The sequence below is a fragment of the Novosphingobium meiothermophilum genome (assembly GCF_003171715.1).
Lineage (GTDB): Bacteria > Pseudomonadota > Alphaproteobacteria > Sphingomonadales > Sphingomonadaceae > Novosphingobium > Novosphingobium meiothermophilum.
On sequence record NZ_QGHL01000017.1, the window covers coordinates 148,715 to 173,723 of the forward strand.

General features: G+C 66.2%; 22 protein-coding genes. 11 read left to right on the forward strand and 11 right to left on the reverse strand.

Going from position 1 to position 25,009, the window contains the following annotated elements:
- Window positions 1-139 precede the first annotated feature (139 nt).
- On the reverse strand, window positions 140-2,722 hold the full coding sequence (locus DKM43_RS14540; protein WP_109799209.1) for a TonB-dependent receptor: 2,583 nt from the start codon (window positions 2,720-2,722) through the stop codon (window positions 140-142).
- Between the two features lie 313 nt (window positions 2,723-3,035).
- On the opposite strand from DKM43_RS14540, the gene DKM43_RS14545 reads away from it, so the two are divergent.
- Entirely contained in the window at window positions 3,036-3,794 is a 759-nt protein-coding gene (locus DKM43_RS14545; RefSeq protein ID WP_109799210.1) for an SDR family NAD(P)-dependent oxidoreductase, read from the forward strand.
- 5 nt (window positions 3,795-3,799) lie between these two features.
- Window positions 3,800-5,119, forward strand: coding sequence for an MFS transporter (locus tag DKM43_RS14550; RefSeq protein ID WP_236632608.1), 1,320 nt, complete (start codon window positions 3,800-3,802; stop codon window positions 5,117-5,119).
- Window positions 5,120-5,137: 18 nt separating this feature from the next.
- On the opposite strand, the gene DKM43_RS14555 is transcribed toward DKM43_RS14550, so the two are convergent.
- Entirely contained in the window at window positions 5,138-6,619 is a 1,482-nt protein-coding gene (locus DKM43_RS14555) for a flavin-containing monooxygenase (RefSeq protein ID WP_109799211.1), read from the reverse strand.
- A gap of 155 nt (window positions 6,620-6,774) precedes the next feature.
- Here DKM43_RS14555 and DKM43_RS14560 point away from each other — a divergent pair, with 155 nt between their 5' ends.
- Window positions 6,775-7,536: an SDR family NAD(P)-dependent oxidoreductase gene (locus tag DKM43_RS14560; RefSeq protein ID WP_109799212.1), complete on the forward strand. Its 762-nt coding sequence runs from the start codon at window positions 6,775-6,777 to the stop codon at window positions 7,534-7,536.
- On the opposite strand, the gene DKM43_RS14565 is transcribed toward DKM43_RS14560, so the two are convergent.
- From DKM43_RS14565 to DKM43_RS14575, 3 genes are all read right to left on the reverse strand, one after another.
- Complete coding sequence (locus DKM43_RS14565) at window positions 7,533-8,102, reverse strand: nuclear transport factor 2 family protein (protein ID WP_236632609.1); 570 nt, start codon at window positions 8,100-8,102, stop codon at window positions 7,533-7,535. The two genes, DKM43_RS14560 and DKM43_RS14565, sit on opposite strands and share 4 nt — an antisense overlap.
- Window positions 8,095-8,865: an SDR family NAD(P)-dependent oxidoreductase gene (locus DKM43_RS14570; RefSeq protein ID WP_109799265.1), complete on the reverse strand. Its 771-nt coding sequence runs from the start codon at window positions 8,863-8,865 to the stop codon at window positions 8,095-8,097. The genes DKM43_RS14565 and DKM43_RS14570 overlap by 8 nt, the downstream gene beginning before the upstream one ends.
- A gap of 146 nt (window positions 8,866-9,011) precedes the next feature.
- Entirely contained in the window at window positions 9,012-9,251 is a 240-nt protein-coding gene (locus DKM43_RS14575) for a hypothetical protein (RefSeq protein WP_109799213.1), read from the reverse strand.
- Between the two features lie 169 nt (window positions 9,252-9,420).
- On the opposite strand from DKM43_RS14575, the gene DKM43_RS14580 reads away from it, so the two are divergent.
- The 4 genes from DKM43_RS14580 (at window position 9,421) to DKM43_RS14595 (ending at window position 14,663) form a co-directional block, all read left to right on the forward strand.
- A complete protein-coding gene (locus DKM43_RS14580; RefSeq protein ID WP_109799214.1) occupies window positions 9,421-11,127 on the forward strand; it encodes a class I adenylate-forming enzyme family protein in 1,707 nt (568 codons plus the stop codon).
- Between the two features lies 1 nt (window position 11,128).
- Entirely contained in the window at window positions 11,129-11,995 is an 867-nt protein-coding gene (locus tag DKM43_RS14585; RefSeq protein WP_109799215.1) for an amidohydrolase family protein, read from the forward strand.
- Window positions 11,996-12,084: 89 nt separating this feature from the next.
- Window positions 12,085-13,158 carry a Rieske 2Fe-2S domain-containing protein gene (locus tag DKM43_RS14590; protein WP_236632610.1) on the forward strand — a complete coding sequence of 358 codons (1,074 nt, stop codon included), beginning with the start codon at window positions 12,085-12,087 and terminating at the stop codon, window positions 13,156-13,158.
- Window positions 13,155-14,663, forward strand: a complete 1,509-nt coding sequence (locus DKM43_RS14595; RefSeq protein WP_236632611.1) for an amidase — start codon at window positions 13,155-13,157, stop codon at window positions 14,661-14,663. The genes DKM43_RS14590 and DKM43_RS14595 overlap by 4 nt, the downstream gene beginning before the upstream one ends.
- A gap of 11 nt (window positions 14,664-14,674) precedes the next feature.
- On the opposite strand, the gene DKM43_RS14600 is transcribed toward DKM43_RS14595, so the two are convergent.
- From DKM43_RS14600 to DKM43_RS14615, 4 genes are all read right to left on the reverse strand, one after another.
- Window positions 14,675-15,208 (reverse strand): Lrp/AsnC family transcriptional regulator, encoded by a 534-nt coding sequence (locus DKM43_RS14600; protein WP_109799216.1) that lies wholly within the window; start codon window positions 15,206-15,208, stop codon window positions 14,675-14,677.
- The gene (locus tag DKM43_RS14605; RefSeq protein ID WP_109799217.1) at window positions 15,205-15,729 is read right to left on the reverse strand and encodes an Lrp/AsnC family transcriptional regulator; all 525 of its coding nucleotides are present in this window, start codon (window positions 15,727-15,729) and stop codon (window positions 15,205-15,207) included. The genes DKM43_RS14600 and DKM43_RS14605 overlap by 4 nt, the downstream gene beginning before the upstream one ends.
- Before the next feature lie 159 nt (window positions 15,730-15,888).
- The gene (locus DKM43_RS14610) at window positions 15,889-17,061 is read right to left on the reverse strand and encodes an acyl-CoA dehydrogenase family protein (RefSeq protein WP_109799218.1); all 1,173 of its coding nucleotides are present in this window, start codon (window positions 17,059-17,061) and stop codon (window positions 15,889-15,891) included.
- Window positions 17,062-17,078: 17 nt separating this feature from the next.
- The gene (locus DKM43_RS14615; RefSeq protein ID WP_109799268.1) at window positions 17,079-17,861 is read right to left on the reverse strand and encodes an SDR family NAD(P)-dependent oxidoreductase; all 783 of its coding nucleotides are present in this window, start codon (window positions 17,859-17,861) and stop codon (window positions 17,079-17,081) included.
- Between the two features lie 290 nt (window positions 17,862-18,151).
- Here DKM43_RS14615 and DKM43_RS14620 point away from each other — a divergent pair, with 290 nt between their 5' ends.
- From DKM43_RS14620 to ribB, 4 genes are read left to right on the forward strand one after another with little or no spacing between them, the layout of a single operon-like run.
- Window positions 18,152-19,315, forward strand: a complete 1,164-nt coding sequence (locus tag DKM43_RS14620) for an acyl-CoA dehydrogenase family protein (protein ID WP_236632612.1) — start codon at window positions 18,152-18,154, stop codon at window positions 19,313-19,315.
- A 57-nt stretch (window positions 19,316-19,372) separates the two neighbouring features.
- On the forward strand, window positions 19,373-19,777 hold the full coding sequence (locus DKM43_RS14625; protein WP_109799270.1) for a thiol-disulfide oxidoreductase DCC family protein: 405 nt from the start codon (window positions 19,373-19,375) through the stop codon (window positions 19,775-19,777).
- Window positions 19,774-21,111, forward strand: coding sequence for an ABC1 kinase family protein (locus DKM43_RS14630; protein ID WP_109799219.1), 1,338 nt, complete (start codon window positions 19,774-19,776; stop codon window positions 21,109-21,111). Before DKM43_RS14625 ends, DKM43_RS14630 begins: the two co-directional genes overlap by 4 nt.
- Window positions 21,112-21,154: 43 nt before the next feature.
- Window positions 21,155-22,429, forward strand: a complete 1,275-nt coding sequence (gene ribB, locus DKM43_RS14635) for a 3,4-dihydroxy-2-butanone-4-phosphate synthase (protein ID WP_109799220.1) — start codon at window positions 21,155-21,157, stop codon at window positions 22,427-22,429.
- A gap of 37 nt (window positions 22,430-22,466) precedes the next feature.
- On the opposite strand, the gene DKM43_RS14640 is transcribed toward ribB, so the two are convergent.
- Both DKM43_RS14640 and DKM43_RS14645 read right to left on the reverse strand, forming a co-directional pair.
- Window positions 22,467-23,330, reverse strand: a complete 864-nt coding sequence (locus DKM43_RS14640) for an FAS1-like dehydratase domain-containing protein (protein ID WP_109799221.1) — start codon at window positions 23,328-23,330, stop codon at window positions 22,467-22,469.
- The gene (locus tag DKM43_RS14645) at window positions 23,330-24,946 is read right to left on the reverse strand and encodes an acyl-CoA dehydrogenase family protein (protein WP_109799222.1); all 1,617 of its coding nucleotides are present in this window, start codon (window positions 24,944-24,946) and stop codon (window positions 23,330-23,332) included. The genes DKM43_RS14640 and DKM43_RS14645 overlap by 1 nt, the downstream gene beginning before the upstream one ends.
- Window positions 24,947-25,009 lie beyond the last annotated feature (63 nt).

Sequence of the window (25,009 nt, forward strand, 5' to 3'; positions counted from 1 at the left end):
CATATTCGTATGCACCCTGATTCAGGTGCATGAAAAATGGGCCGCCGCCCTGCGCGTGGCGGAGCGGCGGCCCGAAAACCGGTGGCAGCATGCGATAGCCTCCGAAGGCGGCAAACCCCCGGATGCCATCGGCAGCCTGTCAGAACTTCACGCCCACGGTCACGCCATAGGTGCGCGGATCGGCAAAGTAGCCCCCGCCATAGCCAAGCTGGCCGAAATCGATGGCGCGGACCAGATTGTTCTCGTCGGTCAGGTTCTTGACCCAGAAGCGCACCATGCCTTCGCCGCCTGCCATCGGGATGCGGTCAATCGCGATCTGGGCATCCACGATATTGCGGTTGTCGCCGCGCAGCAGTTCGTTGAAGCGCGAGGCAAGGTTGTTCGAGAAGCTGTATTTGCCGTCCTCATAGGCATAGCTCACCCGGCCCGTCAGGCGCATCCCGTTATCCGAAAGCGGCACCTGCCCGTTCAGCGCGACATTGGCGGTAAGCGGCGAGGTATAGCCCGGCCTTGCGAACTGCGCGATGTTGACCAGCGGCTGGCCCGGCGCGACCGGCAGACCGGCGAGGAACTCCTTGAACTTGATATCGACGTAGCCGATGTTGCCTTCCAGCGTGAAGTTGTCGTTCAGCACGGCCAGCAGTTCGGCCTCGACACCGGTATAAGTCACCTTGCCCGCGTTGGTGATGGCGGTGGCAAAGGTGCCCGGCGGCAGGTTGGTGATCGGCACGGCCAGCGCCAGATCGTTATAGACGTTGTGATAGCCCGCAAGGTTGAAGCGCACGCGCCGGTTGAACAGTTCCGACTTCACCCCCAGTTCATAGGACGTGACATTCTCGGACCGGAACGAGGGCAACACCCCGCCCACGGCCGGATCCTGCGCGTTGAAGCCGCCCGAACGATAACCGGTGGCAATGCGGCCATAGACGTTGACATCGGGATTGATGTCATAGCCCACCATGAGGTTCCAGGTGAACTTGCTGAAGCTGGCCTCGCCGCGATCAGGCGTGGCAAGCGGCGCCGCGCCGTTCTGCTGGCGCACCATCTGCTTGGTATCCCAGGTATAGCGGCCGCCTGCGGTCAGGCGCAGGCCGCTGTCGCGCCCGCCCGGATAGAAGGTGGCCTGCGCATAGATCGCGGTGCTTTCGGCCTGCGCGGTATAGCGCAGCACCGAACGGGTCTGCACCAGACGGTAGCGCGCCGGATTGGCGGCCACGAATGCCGGGCCAAGCGCGCCGAAATTGCCAAGGAAGATCGCATTGGTATCAAGCACGAAGCCGCTGTTCTGCGGGTTCACTTCCGAACCCTTTTCCCAGAAGTAGAAACCGCCGACCACCCAGTCGAGCATGTCGCTCTCGTTGCCGATTTCCACTTCCTGGCTGAACTGCTTGTGGCGGCGCTGGTTGTTGGTATCGAACAGGTTCTGCTGGACCGTGGGGATGGGCGCAGCGGCCACGAAGGGCGCGAAGGCCGGGTTCGGCAGCACGAATTGCAGCAGGCTGGCCGGCATTCCGTTGAGCAGCGAAGCGCTGGTGAACTGCGGCGCGGTGAAGGCGCCCAGCCCGTCAAGATCGGTCACGCTGTCGTTGTTCCAGAACCGGTAGCCGGTGGTCGACTTGATGTGGAAGGCGCCGAAATCATTCTGGACCTGAAGGTTGTGGCCCCATGCCTTGTCGGTCGACCGGCTGTTGATGTCGTTGCACACCTGCTGGCGCCACTGGCGCGTCGGCGCGGCCAGCGCCGCGCAGCGCGGATCAAGGAAACTGACCGTGCCAAGGAATGGCCCGACCGGCGCCTGCTGCGTAACGTTGACAGCCACGCCGTTGACCACGACCGGCGGATTGGCCGCGCCCGTGGCCACATTGGTGAGCTGGAAGTTGATCGGGGATGCCTGGGTCTTGCTCCAGTCGAAGATATACTGGATCGATCCCGTGCCGCCGATCTCCGCCTTTGCCGCCACGCGGAACGAATCCGTCTTGATCGCGCCCGGATCGCGTGAGGAATCCGGCTCCATCAGATTGTCGACCGTGCCGTTGCGCTGGCGGTGCGAATAGGTGAAGCTGGTGGAAATCCCCGCGATTTCACCCGGATCGAGCGTGATGCGCCCGTTCCAGGCATCGTAATTGCCATAGCCACCCTGCGCGGTGAGGCGGAACTGCTTTGACGGCGCGCGCGAGATGAAGGCAATGCCGCCGCCGGTGGTGTTGCGGCCGAACAGGGTGCCCTGCGGCCCGCGCAGCACTTCGACCCGTTCGATATCGGTCACGTCGAGCGCGCTGCCGCCCGAACGGGCAATGAACACGCCGTCGATGTAAAGGCCGTTGGCCGTATCAAGGCCGAAGGTTTCGGTGGCGGGCGTGGGAATGCCGCGGATCGAGATGACGGCGGCATTGGCGTTGGTGGTGCCCTGCACAATGGTCACGTTCGGAGCCAGGCCGGTCAGATCCTTGGCGTCGCGGATGCCGAGCGATGAAACCTTGTCGGCACTGATCGCGCTGATCGCCAGCGGCACGACCTGAAGGTTCTGCGAAACCTTCTGCGCGGTAACGACGATCTGCTCAAGCGGGCTATCATTGCCCGCGGTTTCCGCCTGGGCTTCGGCCTGCGGCTGCTCGTCCGCGGCCTGCGCGGCCTGCGCGCAGATGCCGAAACTTCCGATGGCAGCAAGGCTTGCGCCAAGCATGAGACGCACAGGCGTGCGTGCGCAGAATGCAGCGTTCATGGAAAACTCCCCCAAAACCTTTGTCGCGCTGCTGGATAGCATTTGCGTAGGATTAAACAAGTCATAATACGCAAACGTGCTTTTTATGGCGAATTTCCGCGATTTATCAGGCAATGGCGGGGCACATTTCGCGCAAACGGGGCATCGGCGATGCGCGTTCCGCCGTTTGCCACCGCCGAATCAGCCTTGTCGCTTTGCGGACCTTATGAGCCAGAAAACAAGATTGTTGTGCGATTCAGATTATCCATATATGTGATTTGCATAATTCAGTGATCGTTTTGATCCGCAAATCGCAAATCACGGGAGAATCGGAATGAAGGGCCTGAAAGGCAAGGTCGGGATCGTGGCCGGCGGCGGGCGCGGCATTGGCGCTGCCACCGCGCGCCGTCTGGCCGAAGAGGGTGCCCATGTCGTGGTCGGCGATCTGGAGGGCGACTGGGCGCGCGCCGTGGCCGACGAGATCCGCAGCAGGGGCGGCACCGCGAGCGGCTTCGATCTCGATGGCACCAGCGCAGAATCGCAGGCCGCCATCGTTGCCCACGCGGTGGAAACCTTCGGCGGGCTGGACTTCTATCACTCCAACCTTGCCGGGGGCACCGGCGGCGACAACGACATTCTCGACTGCCCGCCCGAAGTGCTCGACAAGAGCTTTGCGATCAACACCAGAAGCCACTTTCTTGCCAGTCAGGCCGCCCTGCCAAGGATCATCGAGCGCGGCGGCGGGGCGATGATCTACACCTCTTCCGGGGCCGCATCGGCCGGTGCGCCGTGGCAGGTGGCCTATCCGATGACCAAGAACGCCATCCACGCGCTTGCCCGCCATGTCGCTGCGCGCTTTGGCAAGCAGGGCGTGCGCGCCAACGTGATCTGCCCCGGCCTCGTGCTTACCGAAGCGGTGAAGCAGCACCTGACCGACGAATACGTCGAACGCGGGCTCAAGGCCGTACCCCACGTGCGCCTTGGCCAGCCGGAAGACATCGCCGCCGCCGTCACCTTCCTCGCCTCGGATGATGGCGCGTGGGTCAACGGGCAGGTCTGGCATGTCAACGGCGGCGCGCAGATGCGGGATTGAGCCGCGTGGCCGCCGTGATCGAAGGGCCGGATGCGGCCATCACGCACACCGCCACGGGCAAGGTGCTGACCAACCGCTGGCTGGCCCTGCTGCTGATCGTGCTGGTGGCCATCCTCAACTATGCCGACCGCTTCCTGATGGCGGGGCTGGCCCAGCCGATCAAGCAGCACTTCGCCATTGGCGATGCCATGATGGGCGCGCTGATGGGCCCGGCCTTCGCGCTGCTCTATACCGTGTTTGCCGTGCCCATCGCGCGGCTGGCCGACCGGCGCTCGCGCGTGCTCATCATTGCTGCGGGCTGCGCGGTGTGGAGCTTCTTCACCCTGCTTTCGGGCATGGCCACCAGCCCCATGATGCTGGCGCTGGCGCGCGTGGGCGTGGGCATTGGCGAGGCCGCCTATCAGGCCCCGGCCGCTGCCCTCATCGCCGCCTATTTCCCGCTTGAACAGCGCGGGCGCGCCTTTGCCCTGCTGGGCACCGCCATCTATTTCGGCCAGATGGCCGGGCTTGCCGGTGGCCCCGCCATTGCCGCCGCCTCCGACTGGCGCACCGCGTTCCACACGCTCGGCATTGTCGGCCTGATCGTGGCGGGCGCCACGTGGCTGATTGTGCGCGAACCGGCACGCGCCCTGCCCGCGGCACCGGCCGCGCCATCGCGGGCACCCGCCCTTTCCATGCAGGCCACCATGCGCCTGCTGCTGGGCACGCCCACGGTGCGCCATCTGGCGGCGCTGATGGCGCTCGGCACGCTTTCGGGCATAACCTTCGGCATGTGGGGACCGGCCCTGTTCGAACGCGCCTATGCGCTCACCAACCAGCAGGCGGGGGCAACTTTCGTGTTCACCTTCGGCCTGCCCGGCCTTGCCGGAATGCTCGGCTTCGGCTTTCTGGCGGACCGGCTGGGGCGCGATGACCCGGCCTTCCAGCTTCGCCTTTCGGCCCTTGCGCTGGGCGGCACCACCACCTGCATCCTTGCCGTCACCTGGGCGCCCAGCCTCATGCTGGCGCGCGTGCTGGCGGTTCCGGCCGGGCTGCTGGGCGGTGGCTGGTCGGTGGCGGTGCTGACGGGGCTGCAATATCTTCTGCCCAATGCGCACCGCGCCACCGGCACGGCGCTGGTCCTGCTCATCACCGGCCTGTTCGCCACCGTGCTTGGCCCGGTCGTGGCGGGGCAGTTCAGCGACTGGGTGGCGGGCACGGGCGCCCACGGCCTGCGCATCGGCCTTTCGGTGGCGATCCCCACTGCCTATCTCGGCGTCTGGGCGGCACTGCGCGCTGCCCGCGGCCTTGAAGCCGACAGGCAGGCGCTGGCCGCACAGGCCTGAGGCCCGCACCCAGGGCGCTCACCCTGCAAAGCTGAACTCCTCTGCCACCGGGGCGGCCATGGCTCTGGCGAAATCGTGGTATCCCCAAGGCCAGGTGGCGGGCACGCCGGTCTTGTCGAGATACCAGCTCGTGCAGCCCGATCCGAAGATCGTTCGCCTGGCCGCCGCGATGCGCCGGGCCTCGTAGGCTTCATAGGCTTCGCGCTTCGGCTCGACCGTGGCGGCCCTGCCTTCCGCCACTGGCTCCAGTAACTGCGTGATGTATTCCCACTGGCGTTCGGCAATGTCGATCAGCGGGAAATTGCCCACCGGCGCGCCGGGGCCGTTCAGCATGAAGAAATTGGGAAAGCCCGGCATGGCGATGGCATAGTGGGCCGTGGGCCGCACGCTCCAGAAATCGTCCAGCGCCTGTCCGCCGCGCCCTGTTACCACGGCCGGACGGATGAAGCTGTCGGCCTTGAAGCCGGTGGCCAGCACCAGCACGTCCAGTTCATGCAGGGTGCCGTCCTTCATGCGCACGCCTTCCGGCTCGATCCGCTCGATCGCGCCCACTTCCACGAACACGCCGGGCTTCTGGACGCAGTCGTAATACTCCCACGAATAGATCAGCCGCTTGCACGCCGCGTGATAATCGGGACGCAGTTTCTCGCGCAGTTCGGGATCACGCACCGACTGTTCGAGATTCTGGCGGCAGATCTCCTCGATCTCCCTGATCTGCGGGCTGGTGAAGTCGGTCACGCCCTCGGTGAAGCGATAGACCGCCTCCCAGTATTGCGGATCGTTGCGGATCGCCTCGATCAGCGAAGGATCGGCGGCAAAGGCGGCGCGCTGCTCAGGCGTATATTCGAACTGCACCACCGGCATGATCCACTGCGGCGAACGCTGGAAGTGCACCAGCCTTGCCGCCCGGCTGCTCAGCGCGTTGACGATCTGGATCCCGGTCGATCCGCAGCCGATCACGCCCACCCGCGTCCCGTCCAGCACCGCGCTGTCATCCCAGCGGGCCGAATGGAAAGCCTTGCCGGCAAAGCTTTCCAGCCCCGGCAGATCAGGCACCTTGGGATGATGGAGCACGCCCGATGCGGCAATCACCACATCGGCATCAAACGTGCTGCCATCGGCAATCTCCAGATGCCAGCGGCCCGCCGCATCGTCCCAGCGGCACGCAGTCACTTCAGCGTTGAAGCGGATATGGGGCATCACCCCGAAGCGTTCGGCAACGCCCTTGAAATAGGCGTGGATTTCCGGCCCCGTGGCATAATAGGCGCTCCAGTCCGGGTTCAGCGCGAAGCTGTAGGAATAGGCGTGCGAAGGCGTATCGCAGGTCAGCCCCGGATAGCGGTTGTCGCGCCATGTGCCGCCAAGCTCGGCGCCTTTCTCGAACACGGCAAAGTCGGTGTCGCCGCGCTCCAGCAGCTTGATCGCCGCCATCACGCCCGACATCCCCGCCCCGATGATTGCATAGCGCAGCCTGTGCTGGCCTTCCTGCTGTCCTGACATGCTCTTCCCTGATTGTCTGTGATGGATGCCGCCACCCTTGCCGCAAAGCCGCGCGGCCTCATCACCCGAACGTATTATGCGTAATGCAAATATCCTCTTGCTACGCATAGTTCCAGATACTACGCCATTTCCAACGATATTCGAGAGGAAACGGCATGATCGATCTTGCAGGAAAGGTGGCGCTGATTACCGGCGGCGGGCAGGGCGTGGGGCAAGGCATTGCGCTCGCCATGGCCAGCGCGGGGGCAAGCGTTACGATCACCGGGCGCACGCTGGCCAAGGTCGAGGAAACGGCGCGCCTCGTGCGCGAACGCGGCGGCAGGGCGCTGCCGCTGGCGGGCAATGTCAAGGATGCGGCCGATCTGGCCATGATGGTGGAGCGCACCGTGGCCGAGTTCGGCGGGCTGGACGTGCTCGTCAACAATGCGCAGGAAGTGCCGCTCGGCCGGCTTGAGGACGTGACCGACGAGGCCTTCCTTGCCGGGTTCGAATCCGGCCCGCTGGCCACGCACCGCCTGATGAAGCTCGCCCGCCCGCACATGGCGGCGCGCGGCGGGGGCACGATCTTCAACCTGTGCTCGTCGGCCGGGATCCGCTGGGACATGACCGGTTATGGCGCCTATGCCGCGGTGAAGCAGGCGATCCGTTCGCTCACCCGCGCGGCGGCGGCCGAATGGGGCGCCGAAGGCATCCGCGTGCTGACCCTTGCCCCGCACGCCGAATCGCCCGGTCTCAAGCATTGGCTTGAAGCCAACCCGGAAGAGGCGCGCGCCTTCTTCAGGACAATCCCGCTGGGCCGCATCGGCCGGCTTGAGGAAGACATCGGCCGCGCCGTGGTGGCGCTGTGCGGGCAGGATCTGGGCTATCTCACCGGCGCGACGATTCCGCTCGACGGCGGGCAGGCAAACTTCGACTAGAGCGCCTTCGACTGGAGCGCGGCGAACCGTCCGGGGGCAAACAGGCCCAGCCGCGCATAGACCGGATCGCCTGCCCCGGCATCGCCCCGGCCCACGCCATTGCTGCCGAAATCGTCGCCCGTGCTGGCGGGCAGGTCCTCTGCATGGTCGAGGATGAACGAGCGGCGGGCAAAGCGCCACACGCCGCCGCGCCGTTCATAGTGATCGGCATAGCGGCCCCAGGCAATGAACTGGCGCGTGCCATCGAGCGTGAGGTGCCATGCGCGGGCCATCACCTCGCCCTCGGCGCGGTCCCCATCCAGCACCAGCAGTTGCGAGAAGGCGGTGTGCATCGTCGCGCGCCAGTTGGCCATCATCTGCGGCAGCCAGTCGACATAGCCGCTCGCCGGGCCGCAATAGTAGGGCGTGTGATCGTCGACCGCGTCATCATGGTAGAGCGTGCGCAGCAAGGCCCAGTCGCGCCGGTCAACCCCGTGGCCATAGGCATCGGCCAGATGGCGCAGCGCCGCGCGGGTGGCGGCCTCACCGGGCGAAATCACCCGTGGGCCAAGCGGATGGTCAGACACCGAACCCGCCCGAAACCGAAATGCTCTGCCCGGTCACGTAGTTGCCCCGGCGCGAGGCGAAAAACACCGCCGCCTGCCCGATGTCCTCCGGCGCGCCCCAGCGGCCCAGCGGCAGCATGGCCTTGACCGCTGCTTCCCATTCCGGGGTAAAGGTGCCCACATCCTTGTGGACCTTGAACTGCCCGGCATCGATCACGCCCACCAGCACCGAATTGGCGCGGATGTTGAACTTGCCTTCCTCCTTGGCAATGCCCTTTATCAGCGCTTCATTGCAGGCCTTGGGCGCCACCGAAAGCCCGTCCTGCGCGGGCCACCAGTCATGGCCGGCCGATCCCAGATGCACGAAGCTGCCCCCGCCCATCGCGCGCATGTGCGGCAGGGCGGTGTGGACCGCGTGGTTGAAGCCGAAAGCCTCGATTTCCATCGAGGTGCGGAACATCTCCTCGGTCCAGTCACCGATGTGGACCTGCGGCACCACCGGCCCTGCCGCCCAGACCACGGTGTGAATGCGTCCGTGCGCGGCCACCGCATCGGCAAAGGCGGCCTGCACCTGCGCGCGATCGCGCACGTCGGCGCAGTGCACGCTTGCCTTGCGCCCCGTTGCGCGGATTTCATCGGCCGCGCTTGTCGCCACATCGCGCTTGGACCGATAGACGATGGCCACGTCGCTGCCCTCGCGCGCAAATTCCATCGCCACGCCGCGCCCCAGCCCGCCGCTGCCGCCGAACACGATCACCGCGCCTTCGGGAAACTGTGCCGTCATCATCCGCTCTCCACCTGCGGCGCATTGCTGCACCGTTTCGGGAAAGCTGGCGCATCGCCCGGCGTTTTGCAACGATAATCAAGGCAATATACCGAGATGACCTGTATATTGCGTAGATTAAACAGGATTGGTTTACGTCAGTCTGGTTACATCTGGCGCAGCTTCGCCACTTCCATCAGCCCTACGCCCAGTTCCTTTTCCGGATAGGCTTCGACGCCCCCGCAGCCCTTCTCGATGATCTCGCAGAACTGCGGGAGATGCGAATTGCCCTTGGGGGTGAACAGCGGCTCGGCCTTGGGTCCCGGCCCGAAGGCAAACCTGCGCGGCTGTCCGCATTTTCTGCGAAACTGCCACCCCGCCTCGCACTGGAAACACAACTTGCGCAAAAAATATGCCTTTCAAATCCGCAAATCCTGTCATATGGATGGTCGAAACGGCAGCCTGCATTGATTCGACGGGCGCAAAGTGAGTGCTTGGGAGAGAACCGATGCCCTACCCGCCCGGATCAGTCCGGCAGCCGCAAGCAAACCGGCACCAGAACCCGCAAGGCCCGCGATGACCGCATCCGCCACCGAACCCGCACGCCCTGCCGATCCGGTTCTGGCGCGCGTCACCGGGCCGGGCAGCCCGTTCGAAATCGGCGTGGTCGACGGGATGCGCCAGTTCGTGGCCGCCCCGCCCGATCTCAATCTGCTGATCGAATCCGCGCGCCGCTTCGGCCAGCAGACCTGCGTGGTCGATTTCGACAGCGCCGGGGCTGAGCGGCGTCTCAACTACGATCAGCTTTTCACCTGGCGCGATCAGCTCGTGCCCATGCTGCACATCGCGCGCGGGGACCGGGTAGCTATCGCCATGCGCAACCGGGCCGAATGGCTGGTTGCCTTCCTTGCGGTGATGAAGGCGGGCGGCGTTGCCGTTCTGGTGAACAGCCGCGGCTCCGGGCCAGAACTGCGCGCCATGCTTGAAGATGTCGCGCCCGCCGTCGTGCTGGCCGACAGCGAGCGCGCCGCCGCCATTCATGATGCGGGCTTTTCCGGCCGCGTGCTCGATCTCACAAGGCCCTTCGACCCTGCTGAGATCGCCCGCCGCGCGGCTGATCCTGCGCCCGATTCCGGCACTGCAAATCCCGACGATCCTTGCGCCATTCTCTTCACCTCTGGCACCACGGGCCGGGTGAAGGGGGCGGTTCTTTCGCACCGCAATGTCATCACCGGGCTGATGACCACGCAGATGTCGGGCATGGTCGTGCTGTCCAACATGGCCGCGCAGATGGGCATTCCCGTGCCGGATCTTATCGCGCAGTTGCCGCAGCAGGCATCGCTTCTGGTCTATCCGCTGTTCCACGTTTCCGGGCTTGGCGCGGGCTTTCTTTCACCGTTCCTTGGCGGCGGCAAGGTGGTCATCATGCGCCGCTGGGATGCGCAGGAAGCCGTGCGCCTGATCGATGCGGAAGGCATCACCATGTTCAGCGCGGTGCCCACCATGCTCTGGGACATCCTGCACCGCGCGCGCACCAATGGCGCCAGCCTTGCATCGCTGCGCAACATCGGCAGCGGCGGACAGGCGCTTCCGGTCAACCTTGTCGAGGAAGTGCACGCCCTGTGCCCGCACGCGCAGATCGGCACCGGCTATGGCATGACCGAATGTTCGGGCGCCATCGCGCAGGCGGTCGGCCCCGATTTCATGGCGCGCCCCGCCGCCGCCGGGCGCGTGCTGCCGATGGTGGATGTGCGCATCGAAGCGCCGGACGGCACGGTCCTGCCTGCGGGCGAAACCGGCGAGATCGTGGTGCGCGGCGCGCAGGTCATGCAGGGCTACTGGAACCGCCCGGAAGAAACGGCCGCCGTCCTCACCCCCGATGGCTGGCTGCGCACCGGCGATGTCGGCATGGTCGATGCCGATGGCTATGTCTTCATCGTCGACCGCAAGAAGGACATGGTCATTTCGGGCGGGGAGAACATCTACTGCGCCGAGGTGGAGCGCGTGCTGGGCCAGATCCCCGGCCTTACCGAATGCGCCGCCTTCGGCCTGCCGGACGAAAGGCTGGGCGAACGGCTGGTCGCCGTGGTCATCGCCCCCCGGCAAGGCGAGAATGCCATCGACGAGGCCGGGGTGATCGAATGGGTCGCCGCGCGCCTCGCCCGCTACAAGGCGCCCACCCGCGTCGCCTTTGCCCCTGCCACCCTGCCACGCAACGCCCTGGGCAAGGTCGACAAGATCGCCCTGCGCAAAGCATGGCCCACGCTTTCCGGAGAACAGTGAAATGCCCATGCCCACCGATATCGGCATCATCGACTGCATGCTGGGCATTCCCGATGCGGAAGACCGCGCGGAATGGTTTGCCCCGTTCCGCCCGCTCATCAAGGACAAGCAGACGCTGGGCCAGTTCGCCATGCCCGCGCAATACATGTTCAGGGACATCCCGCAGTCGGGCAAGCAGGACGATTACCTCGCCTGGACCGTGGCGCAGATGGACAGGCACAATATCGAGAAGGCCCTTGTCGGCTGGAACGAGAACGAGACCTCCTACCGCGCCAAGGAACTTTACCCCGACCGCTTCTTCTTCGATCTGCCGATCAACCCCAACAACGGCACCGAGGAAGTGCGCCGGATCAAGCGCATCCACGCCGAGGTCGGCCTTTCAGCGGTCTCGTGCTTTCCTTCCGGCACGCTGCCGCAGGTGGCGATCAACCACAAATACATGTGGCCGATCTATTCCGCGTGCGAGGAACTGGGCCTGCCGATCCTGCTGAACGTGGGCATTCCGGGGCCGCGCATCCCGATGGAAACCCAGAAGGTCGAACACCTCGACGAGGTGTGCTGGTTCTTCCCGGAACTGAAGGTGGTGATGCGCCACGGCGCCGAACCTTGGGAGGCGCTGGCCGTCAAGCTCATGCTCAAGTGGCCGAACCTCTATTATTCGACCAGCGCCTTTGCGCCCAAGCACTATCCCAAGGCCATCATCGACTATGCCAATACCCGCGGCGCCGACAAGGTGATCTACGCTGGCTATTTCCCGATGGGCCTCAGCCTTGATCGCATCATGTCCGACATGCAGTCCGTGCCTTTCAAGGACGAGGTCTGGCCCAAGTTCCTGCGCGAGAACGCAATGAAGGTGTTCGGGCTCTGATATCCCAGGGAGCCGGGAAGTCTGCTCCCCCAAGGCAATCGCCGGCATCGCGGAGACAACCCCCGCCCCGGCAATTCAGGAGTGAAAGCATGGCAACCGCAGAGGCAACCGATGCCCGCACCCCTCCCGTGGCGGTCTGGCAGATCCTCGAAAAGCTGAAAGGGCAGGACCTGATCGACTGGCGCACCGCGCCGGTGCCGGGCCGCGCTTCGGTCAAGGAGCGCAACCTCGATATCGGTTTTCCCTTCGGCTGGTATCCGGTCGAGCTGAGCGCGAACCTTGCTGCGGGCGAGGTCAGGCCGCTGCGCTATTTCTCGCAGGATCTGGCCATGTGGCGCGGCGAGGATGGCAAGGTCCGCGTGCTCGATGCCTATTGCAAGCATCTGGGCGCGCACATGGGCCATGGCGGCAAGGTGCACGGCAACCTGCTGGAATGCCCGTTCCACGCATGGCGCTATGACGGCGAGGAAGGGATCGTCAAGGACATCCCCTATTCCAAGTCGATCCCGCCGCAGGTGAAGCGCAAGTGCACCCGCACCTGGCACGTTACCGAAGCGAACCGCTGGATCTGGGTGTGGTATCACCCCGAAGACGCCGCGCCCCTGTTCGACGTGGTCCATCTGCCCGAAGCGACCGATCCCGAATGGACCGATTACGACATCTATGAATGGAACGTCTATGGTTCCATCCAGAACATGGCCGAAAACGGTGTGGACGTGGCGCACTTCAAGTATATCCACGGCACCGCCAACGTGCCGCTGGGCGATCTGCGCTGGGGCGAATGGGGCCGCGGCGCCGATGTGAAGGCGAAGATGGGCACGCCGTGGGGCGAAGTCGATGGCCAGATCAGCTATGACACGATGGGCCCCGGCCAGAGCTGGACGCGCTTTACCGGCATTTCCGAAACCCTGCTGGTGGCCTGCCTCACCCCGGTGGAACTGGACCATGTCCACGTGCGCTTCTGCTTCACCCAGCCGCGCGCGCAGGCCGAGGGCGAGCGGGCGGGCGTGGCCAAGGCCATCATCCGCGACATCTGCAAGCAGTTCGATCAGGACAAGGTGATCTGGGACCGCCAGAAGTTCGAACCCAATGCCCTGATCTGCGAAGGCGACGGGCCGATCGCACAGTTCCGCAAATACTATGCGCGTTACTACGTGAAATGATGAAGGCCACCAGAAGGGAAGCCCTTGCCGGCGGGATCGCGCTTGCCGCGACCGCCGGCCTGCCGGGAAACGGACACGCGATGCAGGACCTGCTCGACAGCCATGATTGCCTCGGCCTTGCCGATCTGGTGAGGAAACGCAAGGTTTCAGCCACCGAACTGCTCGATGCCGCCATCGCGCGGACCGAGGCGCTGAACCCGAAGTTCAACTTCATGGCGCAAAAGCACTATGATTACGCGCGCAGGGCCATTGCCGCGGGCCTTCCCCAAGGCCCGTTCAGCGGCGTGCCCTGGCTGCTGAAGGATCTCAACACCTACATCGCCGGCGAAGTGACCGAAAACGGCAGCCGCCTCTACAAGGGCCAGAAGGCGGCCGTCACATCGGAACTGGTGCGCCGCATCGAACGTGCGGGCTTCGTCATCTTCGGCAAGACGACCACGCCGGAGTTCGGCCTTACCGGCACCACCGAAAGCGTCCTTGCCGGGCCGACCCGCAATCCGTGGAACCCCGAACGCATCGCGGGCGGATCATCGGGCGGGGCGGCAGCGGCCGTGGCGGCGGGCGTGATCCCGGCGGCCCATGCCACCGATGGCGGCGGTTCGATCCGCATTCCGGCATCGGCCTGCGGCCTGTTCGGCCTGAAGCCCTCGCGCGGGCGCGTGCCCATGGGACCGCTCAGGACCGAAGGCTGGGGCGGCATGTCGGTGCACCATGCGGTCAGCCGCACGGTGCGCGATTCGGCCGCGATCCTCGATGCGACGCACGGGGTGGAACCCGGCTCGCGCTATGGTGCGCCCTCGCCCGAACGCCCCTATCTTCAGGAAGTGGGGCGCGATCCGGGCAGATTGCGCGTCGCGCTCATGCTCGCGCCGTTTTCCGGCGCGCCGGTCGATGCGCAAGTGATCGAAGCGACGCGGGCCGCGGCAAGGCTGCTGGAAAGCCTCGGCCATGATGTCGAGGAGGCCGCGCCGAAGATCGACATGGCCGCCATCGGCGCCAGCAGCTTCGCGCTCATGGCCTCATCGGTGGCGGCCGACTGCATCGACCGGGCCAAGGCACTGGGGATCGAGCTTGGTCCCGATGTGGTCGAGCGCACGACGCTTGATTTCATCGCCATCGGCAAGAGCATGTCGGCAATGGACTATGCCCGCGGCAACAATGCCTATCAGGCCGCCGCCATCGCCATCGGCCAGTTCATGCAGAAGTTCGACGTGATCCTTTCCCCCACCCTTTCGGCGCCGCCGCTGCCGATTGGCCGCATCGGCCTCGATACCGGGCGCAGCATGGCCGAATGGGGACAGGAAGTCGGCGCCTTCACCGCGTTCACCGGCATCTACAACGGCACCGGCCAGCCCAGCATGTCACTGCCGCTGGCGATGTCGCAGGAAGGGCTGCCCATCGGGATCATGGCCACCGGCCGCTATGGCGAAGAGGGCCTGCTGCTGCGTCTGGCGGGGCAGATCGAACGCGCCGCGCCGTGGAGCAGCCGCCGGGCGCCGGTCTGAACGGAAGCGACCTAGCCTTCGCCGTCGGCAAAGGCGTTGAGATCCTCGACCGTGGCGATCGGCCCGATGGCGGCGTTGTATTTCACGGTTTGCAGGACCAGTTCGGTTTCCGCCTCGCGGATGCCGTCGAGCGCCAGCACACGGTTGGTGATGGTGGCGGCATCGGCCAGACTGGGCAGGACGCAGACCGCGATCAGCCGCAGCGCCGCATTGGCATCGTAAAGCGCGCGCACCTCGTGCAGGGCGAGCAGGCCCTCGCGCACCTGGTCGAGCTTGCCGCTGGCGCACTTGATCGTGATGAACATCATGTGCTGCCCTGCCGATGTGGCATCGCGCCCGCGCGCGATGTCGACGATGGGCACCAGCTTGAGCAGCCCGGCTGCCTGCAACCGCTTCACTCGGCCGCGCACGGTGCCTTCGGTCACGCCAAGATCGGCGGCGATCTTGCGGAACGACAGCCGCGCGTCCTCGGCCAGCGCCTCGGCGATCTGCCGGTCGAGCGTGTCGGTTGCGGGAAAGGCGGGAAGCGATGGCGCCTCGGTCATGCGGCAAGCGGGCCTGTCGCAAGCGGGCCTGTCGCAAGCGGCCCTGTCTGGGTGTTATAGCGATAGACAGTGTTGACCAGTTCCACGTCCACGTCCTCGACCCCGGCAATGCCGGCGGAAACATCGCGCGCGGCCTCGATCATCTCGCGCGCGGCATGAAAGGCATAGAGGCAGCTCACCGGCCAGCGGCCCGATGTGATGTGCACCGCCAGAACATGTTCGCGCTCTGCCAGTTCGGTGGCCACGTCAATCGGGGCGCGTCCGCTTACCTGAAGGCGGATGCGCGCCAGCAGCCGGTAGCCGTGAACCCGGAAATCCGCCAGCGCCACCACCCGCATCAGGCCTGCGGCATCCATCGCGCGGATGCGGCCCGCCACCAGATTGCCGGTCAGCCCCAGTTCCTCGCCGATGACCGTGGCCTGCGCGCGCCCGTCGCGCCGCAGCACCTCGATGATGCGCATGTCGATCTCGTCCAGCGCTGCGCCCTTGGCGCGGCGGATGTTCGGCTTGTCCTCGGCCAAGTGGCATATCCCCCGATTGCGTAAGCCAAGCCTAGTGCCCCCTCCGCATCGGGGCAAGTCAGGCGATAGACTGCCTGCCTCGCGCAAAGCCCTTCGATCAGCCGCGCGGTTCGCGCAAAGCCCTTCAACTAGCCGCGCGGTTCGCGCGAAACCCTTCAACTAGCCGCGCGGTTCGCGCGGCAGGCCCAGCCCGCGTTCGGCAATCAGGTTACGCTGGATCTGGTTGGTGCCGCCATAGATCGTGTCGGCCCGCGAGAAGAGGAACAGGTTGGGCAGCACATCCCATTCATAGGCATCGCCCGCGGCAATCTCGCCCGCCTGCCCCAGCACGTCCATGGCAAGTTCGCCCAGACGCCTGCGCCATGACGCCCACTGGATCTTGTAGGTCAGCGCCGCCCCGTCCATCCGCGAATGATCGGTGTGGGACAGCATCCTCAGCGCGCCATAGCGCATGAGGCGCAGGCCCACTTCGGCGCTGGCGATGCGCTGGCGGATCACCGGATCATGCGCCTTGCCACTGGCCCTTGCGGCGGCGATGATCTCGTCCAGCTCGTTGCGGAAGCCCATCTGCTGGCCCAGCGTGGAAACCCCGCGCTCGAACGCGAGCAGCCCCATGGCGATCTTCCAGCCATCGCCGGGCGCGCCGATCAGGCTGTCGGCCGGGCAGCGCGCTTCGGTGAAGAATGTCTCGTTGAACTCGGCATCGCCGTTGATCTGGCGGATGGGGCGCACCTCTATGCCCGGCTGATCCAGCGGCATCATCAGGAAGGTGAGGCCCTTGGGGCCTTGCGAGCCTTCCTCGGTGCGCGTGACGACGAAGATCCAGTCGGCAATGTGAGCAAGGCTCGTCCAGATCTTCTGGCCGTCAACCACCCATTCGCCATTCTCCAGACGCCCCCTTGTGCGCACGCTGGCAAGGTCCGATCCGGCACCCGGTTCGGAAAACCCCTGGCAGAAGATCGTGCGGCCAGCGGCGATGTCGGGCAGGAAGCGGCGCTTCTGTTCCTCGGTGCCGAAAGTCAGGATGGTCGGCCCGGCCAGTTCCACCCCGATGTGATTGATGCGCCCCGGCACTCCGGCGCGGGCATATTCCTCGGCAAAGATCACCTGCTGGGCAAGGCTGGCGCCGCGCCCGCCCCATTCCACCGGCCAGCCGATGCAGCCCCAGCGATGCTCGCCCAGTTGCTGCTCCCACTCGCGCCGCCGTTCGGGCATGGCGGTAAGCTGGGTCACGCCCTTGATGTCGCGGAACTCGCCCGCCATCTGGCCCTGAAGCCAGTCGGCGCATTCGGCGCGGAAAGCCTCGTCGGCAGCGGAAAAACCCAGTTTCATGGCCGTTCGCTCCGCCCTCAGCCCGGCAGGTAAAGCTGCGCGGCCTTGCCGCCATCGACAGGCAGCGCCGTGCCCGTGATATAGCTTGCCGCATCCGAAAGCATGAAGACGATGGCCTCGGCCAGTTCCTCCGGCTCTCCGCCCCGGCCCATGGGGATGGCCCCGGCGGTGGCGGCGGCCACTTCGGGTGCGCGGGCGGCAAAGTCCTGCGTGGCGGCGGTCATCACCTGCCCCGGCACGATCGCATTCACCCGGATGCCAAGCGGGGCGCCTTCCATGGCCGCGGCGGCGGTGAAATGCACCATGGCCGCCTTCGATGCCGAATAGCTGGCCATGTTGGGCGCGGCGCGGATGCCGCAGGTCGATGCGATATTGACGATGGCCCCGCGCTGGCGGCCCTGCGCTTGCTGCGCGGCCATGACCTTCATGGCCGCCTTGGTGCCCACGAACACGGCATCGGCATTCACCGCAAAGTCCTTGCGCCAGTGATCGAGCGAGAGCTTGCCGATAGGCGCATAGTGGACCGACATGGCATTGTTCACCAGCATGTCGAGCCGCCCGTGCCGCGCGGCCACATCCTCGATCAGCGCGGTGAAGGCCGCCTCGTCGGAAACGTCGAGCTGGCGGGCCTCGACCGTGCCCACTGCGGCAATATCCGCGCGCGCGGCTTCCAGCTTGTCGGACCGGCGGGCGCAGATCACCACCGTGGCCCCGCGCTGTGCCAGAAGGCGGGCCGTGGCAAGGCCGATACCATCGCTGCCGCCGGTGACGATGGCCACCTGTCCGCTGAATTGCTGCATGATTGCCGTGCTCCTCTGCCAAGGCCATGTCGTTTCGCGCATCTGCGCCGAATCGGCAGGCAATGTCAATATAATGCGTAATTAATGGCTTTCTAAAATACGAATCAGTTCGCGGACACCCCCTCGTGGACCGGGATTTGCGCCTCTGACCGCCAGCGTTTCGCAAAAAATGCCCCACGATCCCTGTCACTTCGGGCATTGCGTGATTTTTTCACTACACCATAACGCATAAAACACTATGAGTCTCATCAGGACGGCATATGCGGAGAAATCAATTCCGCATCATGCGCATGATGAGTGCGCCCGACGATGCAAGGGGCGATGACACTGGGGAGAATACCATGGCCATTTCCGCTGCCACGCTTGATCTGGTGGCCGCCCACGCCGCCCAAGGCCGGAAGGAGCGGCGCATTTCGCAGCCCGTGGTCGATGCCCTGACCGCCGATGGCTTCTTCCGGCATTTCACGCCAACCCAGTATGGCGGCCGCGCCGGGCGCCCGCAGGAGTTCTTCCTCGACCAGATCGCCATTGCCACGCGCGACATGAGCACGGCATGGGCGCTCGGCATCGTCGCGGTCCACAACTATCAGGTGGCCCTGATGGACAAGACCGCGCAGGACACGCTCTTTGCCGATGGTCCCGATGCAATGATCTCCAGTTCCTACAATCCTGTGGGCGCCAGGGCCGAGAAAGTGGATGGCGGCATCATGCTTTCGGGCCGCTGGGGCTGGTCGAGCGGATCGGCGCATTGCAACTGGGTGCTGCTGGGCGGCGTGATCCCCGGCGAAGGCTATCGCACACACCTTGTGCCCGATACGCAATACCGGATTGATGATACCTGGCACACCATGGGCCTGCAGGGCACCGGATCGAACGACATCGTGATCGACGAGCCGGTCTTCGTGCCCGATCACATGACCCACAAGCAGATGGACGGTTTCAACTGCATCCATGGGCAGGGACCGGGCGTCTATGATCTGCCCTGGGCGCAGGTCTTCGTGCGCGTGGTGAATACCAGCGCCATCGGCGCGGTGCGCCACGCCATTGCACTGATGTGCGAACGGGCGGGCATGTCCACCACCGACATGGCAAAGAGCAACACCGATCCCGATGTGCTGGGCCGCATTGCCCGCGCCGCCAACATTGCCGACGAAGCCGAAGCGGTGATGGTGCGCGCCTATGACGAGATGGAAGCCGCGCAGTGGCGCCCCACCCTGCTTGACCGGGTGCGCTATCGCTATCAGGCCAGCCTGGTCGGCGATCGCTGCATCGAGGCGATGGACCTGCTGATGGACGTGGCGGGCGGCCGCTCGGTCTATACCGGCAGCGCGTTTCAGGATCTGTGGCACGATGTGCGCATGGCCCGCGCCCACGTCGCCAACAACCCGGTGGGCTTCGGCCGCAACTACGCCAGGATGCTGATGGGCGGCGAAAACGCCGACCTCTTCATCTGAACGCCTCGCCCCAATTGACACGTCTCCATCCGGCCCGCCCCTTGCCATATGGAGACGATGGAAAGCCCGCCCCCGCCAGCACCGCCGCCCCTGCCCGACAGTGCCGCTGGCAGCCTTACCGTCTGGTATGATGGCGCGTGCCCGCTGTGCACGCGCGAAATTGCCGTGATGCGCAGGCTCGACCGGGAAGGGCGCATCGCCTTCACCGACATTTCCGATCCCCTCGCCCCCTGCCCTGTGCCGCGCACGACGGCGCTCGCCCGCTTCCATGTGAGCGAAGGCGACCGCGTGCTTTCGGGCGCGGCGGCCTTTGCCGCGATGTGGCGCGCGCTGCCTTCGCTGCGCCGGCTTGGCAGGCTGGCACAGGTGCCCCCCATGGGGCTGGCGCTCGAAGCGGCCTATCGCCTGTTCCTGCGCGTGCGCCCCGCGTTGCAGCAGCTTGCCGGAGGCCCCCGCACATGAGCGAATCGCGCTATCGCAAGGTTCCCTCGGCACGGCTTTCCCGCATTGCCGCCTTCGGCCAGCTAGCGGGCGGCGTTGCCGGCGGCGTCCTTGCCGAAGGCGCGCGGCGGCTTGCCCGCGGCGAGGCGCCGAAGCTGTCCGACCTGCTGCTCACCCCCGGCAATGCCATGCGCGTGGCCGATCAGCTTTCGCGCCTGCGCGGCGCGGCGATGAAGCTGGGGCAGATGATCTCGCTCGATGCCGGAGACGTGCTCCCGCGCGAGCTGACCGAGATCCTCGCCCGCCTGCGCGACAATGCCCACTTCATGCCGCCAGCCCAGCTTGAACGCGTGCTCGCGGCGGAATGGGGCGCTGGCTGGCGCAGGCGTTTCCGCTCGTTCCAGGCAACGCCGATTGCCGCCGCCTCGATCGGGCAGGTCCACCGCGCCGTCCTTCCCGACGGGCGCGTGCTGGCCATCAAGGTGCAATATCCCGGCATTGCCCGCAGCATCGATGCCGATGTCGACAATGTCGCCAGCCTGCTGCGCATGTCGGGCCTGCTGCCCGCCACGCTCGATGTCGCGCCTCTGCTGGCCGAAGCCAAGCGTCAGCTTCACGAAGAGGCGGATTACCGGCGCGAGGCGGAGATGATGCGCCGCTATGGCGCGCTGATCGGCGATGATCCGCGCTTTCTGCTGCCGCGCCCGCACGATGATCTTTGCAGCGCCAGCGTGCTGGCGATGGATTTCATCGACGCACGCCCGGTCGATCTGCTTGCCGCCGCACCGCAGGATGTGCGCGACGAGGCGATGGGCGCGCTGCTGGGGCTGACCTTGCGCGAACTGTTCGGCTTCGGCTTCATGCAGACCGATCCCAATTTCGCCAATTTCCGCTGGCAGCCGGACAGCCGCCGGATTGTCCTGCTTGATTTCGGCGCGGCGCGCGCCGTGCCCGAAGCCACCGCCAGCGCCTATCGCCGACTGCTTGGCGCGGGGCTTGCCGAAGACCGCGATGCCCTGCGCGCCGCTCTGCTCGATGTCGGCTTCATTTCGGCGGCGCAGCTTGCCCGCCACGGCGCGGCGCTCGATCGCGCGCTCGATGTGCTGATCGGCCACCTTGGCCGCCCCGGCCTGTTCGACTTTGCCGACCGCTCGTTCGTCGAACGCGTCCGCGCCGAGGTGGAACAGATCGCGGCGGACCGGGCAAGCTGGCATATCCCGCCAGTCGATACCCTGTTCGTGCAGCGCAAGGTCAGCGGCACGGCGCTGCTGGCCATCCGCATGAAGGCGCGCGTGCCACTGCGCGAGATGGTGGCGGATGCCATCGGGGCAAAGAACGATCACATCGCAGTGTGAATCATGTTGACGAGTGATAGCTGAATGTGCGACGCCGCAAGGCATGGCACAGGACATTGTGGCGCGCGCGCGCAAGCTCATCGAAGACCGCATCATTTCACGGGCAGCCCTTGCCCGTGCCGCAGGGCTTCATCCCAACACCCTGCGCGACGTGCTGTCGCCCGACTGGAACCCCACCGTCGACACGCTGACCAAGCTTGAACGCGCGATGGACGATGGTGAGGACGACGAGTTCGCGCTGGCCACGGTCGAGGAGATCATCGCCGATGTGCGCAACGGCCGCATGGTCATCCTGGTCGACGACGAGGACCGCGAGAACGAAGGCGATCTCGTCATCCCCGCGCAGATGGCCACGCCCGAATCGATCAATTTCATGGCCACCCACGGGCGCGGGCTGATCTGCCTGTGCCTTACCTCGGAACGCGCGGGCCAGCTTGGCCTTGAGCTGATGAGCCGCAACAACGGCACGCGCCACGGCACGGCCTTCACCGTCTCGATCGAGGCGCGCGAGGGCGTGGACACGGGCATTTCGGCGGCAGACCGCGCGCGCACCATTGCCGTGGCGGTCGATGCCACCAAGGGCCGCGATGATATCGTCACGCCCGGCCATGTCTTTCCGCTGATCGCGCGCGATGGCGGCGTTCTGGTGCGCGCCGGGCATACCGAGGCCGCGGTCGATCTGCCGCGCCTTGCCGGGCTGAATCCTTCGGGCGTGATCTGCGAGATCATGAACGACGATGGCACCATGGCGCGGCTGAACGATCTGATCCCGTTCGCGCGCAAGCATGGCCTGAAGATCGGCACGATCCGCGATCTCATCGCCTATCGCCGCCGCCACGATCACCTTGTCGAATGCGTCAACCAGGCGCCCTTCCACACCGATTACGGCGGCGACTGGACGATCAAGACCTATCGCAACAAGGTGGACGGGTCGGTCCACCTCGTGCTTCAGAAAGGCCCGGTCGTGCCCGGCCAGCCCACGCTGGTGCGGATGCATTCGATCTCGGTCTTTTCCGATGTGCTGGGCCGCCCCGGTCCGCGCAAGCGCATCCTGCAACGCGCGATGAGCGAGATCGGCGCCGCCGGATCGGGCGTGATCGTGCTGCTCATGCCCACCGATCCCGATCAGCTCATCCGCGAGGTGGGCGGCGCCGCGCCAAGCGACATGGAACTGCGCAGCTACGGCATCGGCGCGCAGATCCTTGCCGATCTCGGCATTCACGACATGGTCCTGCTCACCAATTCGCACCACAACCTCGTCGCCCTCGAAGGCTACGGGCTGAACATCGTGGGCGAAAAGGCGATTCCCTCGGCGTGATTTCCGGCCCGCGCCGACGTGCGCGGACGGCGGCGCCTCATACCCCCGCCGTTGCCGTCATGATCTCGCGGCCACCGGCGGCAAAGGCAGCCAGTTCGACCGCATCCCCGCGCCTGCGCATGGCAAGGTGCAGCACCTCGCCGCAGATGGCGGGCGACACGCCCCTGAAGGCAAAGCGCTTCATCGCGTTGTCGCCAAGGCTGCGCCGCGCAAGGTCCAGCAGCAGGCTGGCTGTCAGCGGCCCGTGGACCACCAGCCCGCGATAGCCTTCCGCCTCTTGCGCATAGGGCAGATCGTAATGGATGCGGTGGCTGTTGAAGGTCAGCGCGGAATAGCGGAACAGCAGCGTTTCGGTGGGCGTGATCGCGCGGTGGGCGTCCCACGCGGCGGGTTCGAAGGGCTGCTGCGGCGGCGCCCCCGCACCCCCCGCGCCCGAAGATGCCGCCCCGCGATAGACCACGCTCTGCACCTCGCGCACGGCAGGCAGCCCGTTGCTCAGCGTTTCATGGGTGATCTCCACAAAGACGAGCGGCCCGCTGGCACCGGCCTTTTCGCGGATCGCGGTCACGCTTGATGTGCGCTCCACTTCGGCGCCCAGCGCAATCGGCTGGATGAACTCCACCGCGCTCGATGCCCACATGCGGCGCGGCAGGGGCACCGGCGGCAGGAAACTGGCGGGGTCATCGTCGCGCCGGGGGTGGCCGTCCTCGCCAAGTGCGGCCGTGGGCGCATCGGGCAGGCACAGGCACCAGTGCAGCCCCTGCGGCGCGGCGTTGCCATCGCACCCGTCGCGGTCGAACGTGGCCAGCCAGCGCCGCACCAGCCCCGCGCCGACGCGATCGGTGCGCCGCTCGCTGCGCCCGATCCACGGCTCCCATGCTCCTCCTACTGCCCCTGCCATCAGTTGCGCCCCTCCAGCAGTCCGCGCGCGATCACCTGCGCCTGTATCTCGCCCGCGCCTTCGAAGATGTTGAGAATGCGCGCGTCGCACAGCACGCGGCTGATCTCGTATTCCAGCGCATAGCCATTGCCGCCGTGGATCTGGAGCGCGGCATCGGCATTAGCCCAGGCCGCGCGCGCCGCCAGCAGCTTGGCCATGCCCGCCTCGATATCGCAGCGCCGCCCGCTGTCCTTGGCGCGCGCGGCGGCATAGGTCAGCTCGCGCGCCATGACCATATCGGCAAGGCTCATCGCCAGCTTGTCGGCCACGCGGGGGAAATGAATGATCGCCCGTCCGAACTGCTTTCGCGCCAGGGCATAGTCCAGCCCCAGTTCCAGCGCCCGGCGCGCCACGCCCACCGCGCGCGCCGCCGTCTGGATGCGCGCGCCCTCGAAGGTGCGCATCAACTGCTTGAACCCCTGCCCTTCCACGCCGCCCAGAAGCGCATCGCCCGGCGCGCGCAGGCCATCGAACTGAAGCGCATATTCGCGCATCCCCCGATAGCCCAGCACCTCGATCTCGCTGCCGCTCATGCCCGCCATGGGAAAAGGATCATCGCTTGTCCCGCGCGGCTTGGGCACCAGCAGCATCGAAAGACCGGCATAGCCCCCTGCATCCGGCAGCGTGCGCACCAGCATGGTCATCAGGTCCGAGCGTGCGGCATGGGTGATCCATGTCTTGGCCCCGTCGATCACCCAATCCCCGCCATCCCGGCGGGCGCGGGTCTGGAGAGCGCCGAGGTCCGATCCCGTGTCCGGCTCGGTAAATACCGCTGTCGGCAGCACCGCACCGCTGGCGATGGCAGGCAGCCAGCGCGCCTGCTGCGCCGCGGTTCCACCCAGCACGATCAGTTCGCCCGCGATTTCCGATCGCGTGCCGAGCGACCCCGCGCCGATCCACCCGCGCGAAAGCTCCTCGGTCACGACGCACATCACCAGCTTGCCCAGCCCCAGCCCGCCATGGCTTTCCGGAATGCACACCCCGAAAGTGCCCAGCGCAGCCATGGCCGCCACCGTCTCGTCGGGGATCAGCGCGTTGGCCAGATGCCACTTGTGCGCATGGGGCAGGATTTCGGCATCGGTGAACCGGCGGAACTGGTCGCGGATGGCATCAAGCGCTTCATCGTGCAGCGTATCGGACGGCCACTGCCCCGCCGCCAATGCTGCCGCCACTTCGGCGCGCAAGGGGGCGTGATCCGCCCCGATCAGGTCGGCGCATTCCCCGGCAAGGCGCGCCGCTTCGGCGCCCAGCCCCAGATCGGCAGGCCGGAAAATCTCGTTCTGCCCCATCGGCAGCCCGCCCGCCAATTGCGCCAGCGTCTCGGCAAGGCAGAGCCGCGCCACCTGCCGGTCAAGCGTGCTGGCCCCGGCCTGCCCGGCCCACCCGGCCACCGCCTCAAGCGCGGCAAGGCTGGTTGCCGCCCAGGCAAACCCGTGCGCGGCGCGCTGATGATCGTCGATGCGGGCGCGGGGCCGGTCTTGCGCGCCACCTTCGCCCGCACCATCCAGCCGCCGCGCCAGCGCTCCGCGCGCTGCCGCGCAATAGCGGCGCGCCGCTTCAAGTTCCGCTGCGAACATCCTCTCGCGCCCCCGGCCTGCGTCATGGCGCGCCTTGCGCCTTGCGAAACAGCTATTTGCCGC

Coding starts and splice junctions, on each gene's coding strand:
- DKM43_RS14540 (WP_109799209.1), bottom strand. CDS start 2,722: ATGAACGCTGCATTCTGCGCACGCACGCCTGTGCGTCTCATGCTTGGC.
- DKM43_RS14545 (WP_109799210.1), top strand. CDS start 3,036: ATGAAGGGCCTGAAAGGCAAGGTCGGGATCGTGGCCGGCGGCGGGCGC.
- DKM43_RS14555 (WP_109799211.1), bottom strand. CDS start 6,619: ATGTCAGGACAGCAGGAAGGCCAGCACAGGCTGCGCTATGCAATCATC.
- DKM43_RS14560 (WP_109799212.1), top strand. CDS start 6,775: ATGATCGATCTTGCAGGAAAGGTGGCGCTGATTACCGGCGGCGGGCAG.
- DKM43_RS14570 (WP_109799265.1), bottom strand. CDS start 8,865: ATGACGGCACAGTTTCCCGAAGGCGCGGTGATCGTGTTCGGCGGCAGC.
- DKM43_RS14580 (WP_109799214.1), top strand. CDS start 9,421: ATGACCGCATCCGCCACCGAACCCGCACGCCCTGCCGATCCGGTTCTG.
- DKM43_RS14585 (WP_109799215.1), top strand. CDS start 11,129: ATGCCCATGCCCACCGATATCGGCATCATCGACTGCATGCTGGGCATT.
- DKM43_RS14590 (WP_236632610.1), top strand. CDS start 12,085: ATGGCAACCGCAGAGGCAACCGATGCCCGCACCCCTCCCGTGGCGGTC.
- DKM43_RS14595 (WP_236632611.1), top strand. CDS start 13,155: ATGATGAAGGCCACCAGAAGGGAAGCCCTTGCCGGCGGGATCGCGCTT.
- DKM43_RS14600 (WP_109799216.1), bottom strand. CDS start 15,208: ATGACCGAGGCGCCATCGCTTCCCGCCTTTCCCGCAACCGACACGCTC.
- DKM43_RS14610 (WP_109799218.1), bottom strand. CDS start 17,061: ATGAAACTGGGTTTTTCCGCTGCCGACGAGGCTTTCCGCGCCGAATGC.
- DKM43_RS14615 (WP_109799268.1), bottom strand. CDS start 17,861: ATGCAGCAATTCAGCGGACAGGTGGCCATCGTCACCGGCGGCAGCGAT.
- DKM43_RS14620 (WP_236632612.1), top strand. CDS start 18,152: ATGATGAGTGCGCCCGACGATGCAAGGGGCGATGACACTGGGGAGAAT.
- DKM43_RS14625 (WP_109799270.1), top strand. CDS start 19,373: ATGGAAAGCCCGCCCCCGCCAGCACCGCCGCCCCTGCCCGACAGTGCC.
- DKM43_RS14630 (WP_109799219.1), top strand. CDS start 19,774: ATGAGCGAATCGCGCTATCGCAAGGTTCCCTCGGCACGGCTTTCCCGC.
- ribB (WP_109799220.1), top strand. CDS start 21,155: ATGGCACAGGACATTGTGGCGCGCGCGCGCAAGCTCATCGAAGACCGC.
- DKM43_RS14640 (WP_109799221.1), bottom strand. CDS start 23,330: ATGGCAGGGGCAGTAGGAGGAGCATGGGAGCCGTGGATCGGGCGCAGC.
- DKM43_RS14645 (WP_109799222.1), bottom strand. CDS start 24,946: ATGTTCGCAGCGGAACTTGAAGCGGCGCGCCGCTATTGCGCGGCAGCG.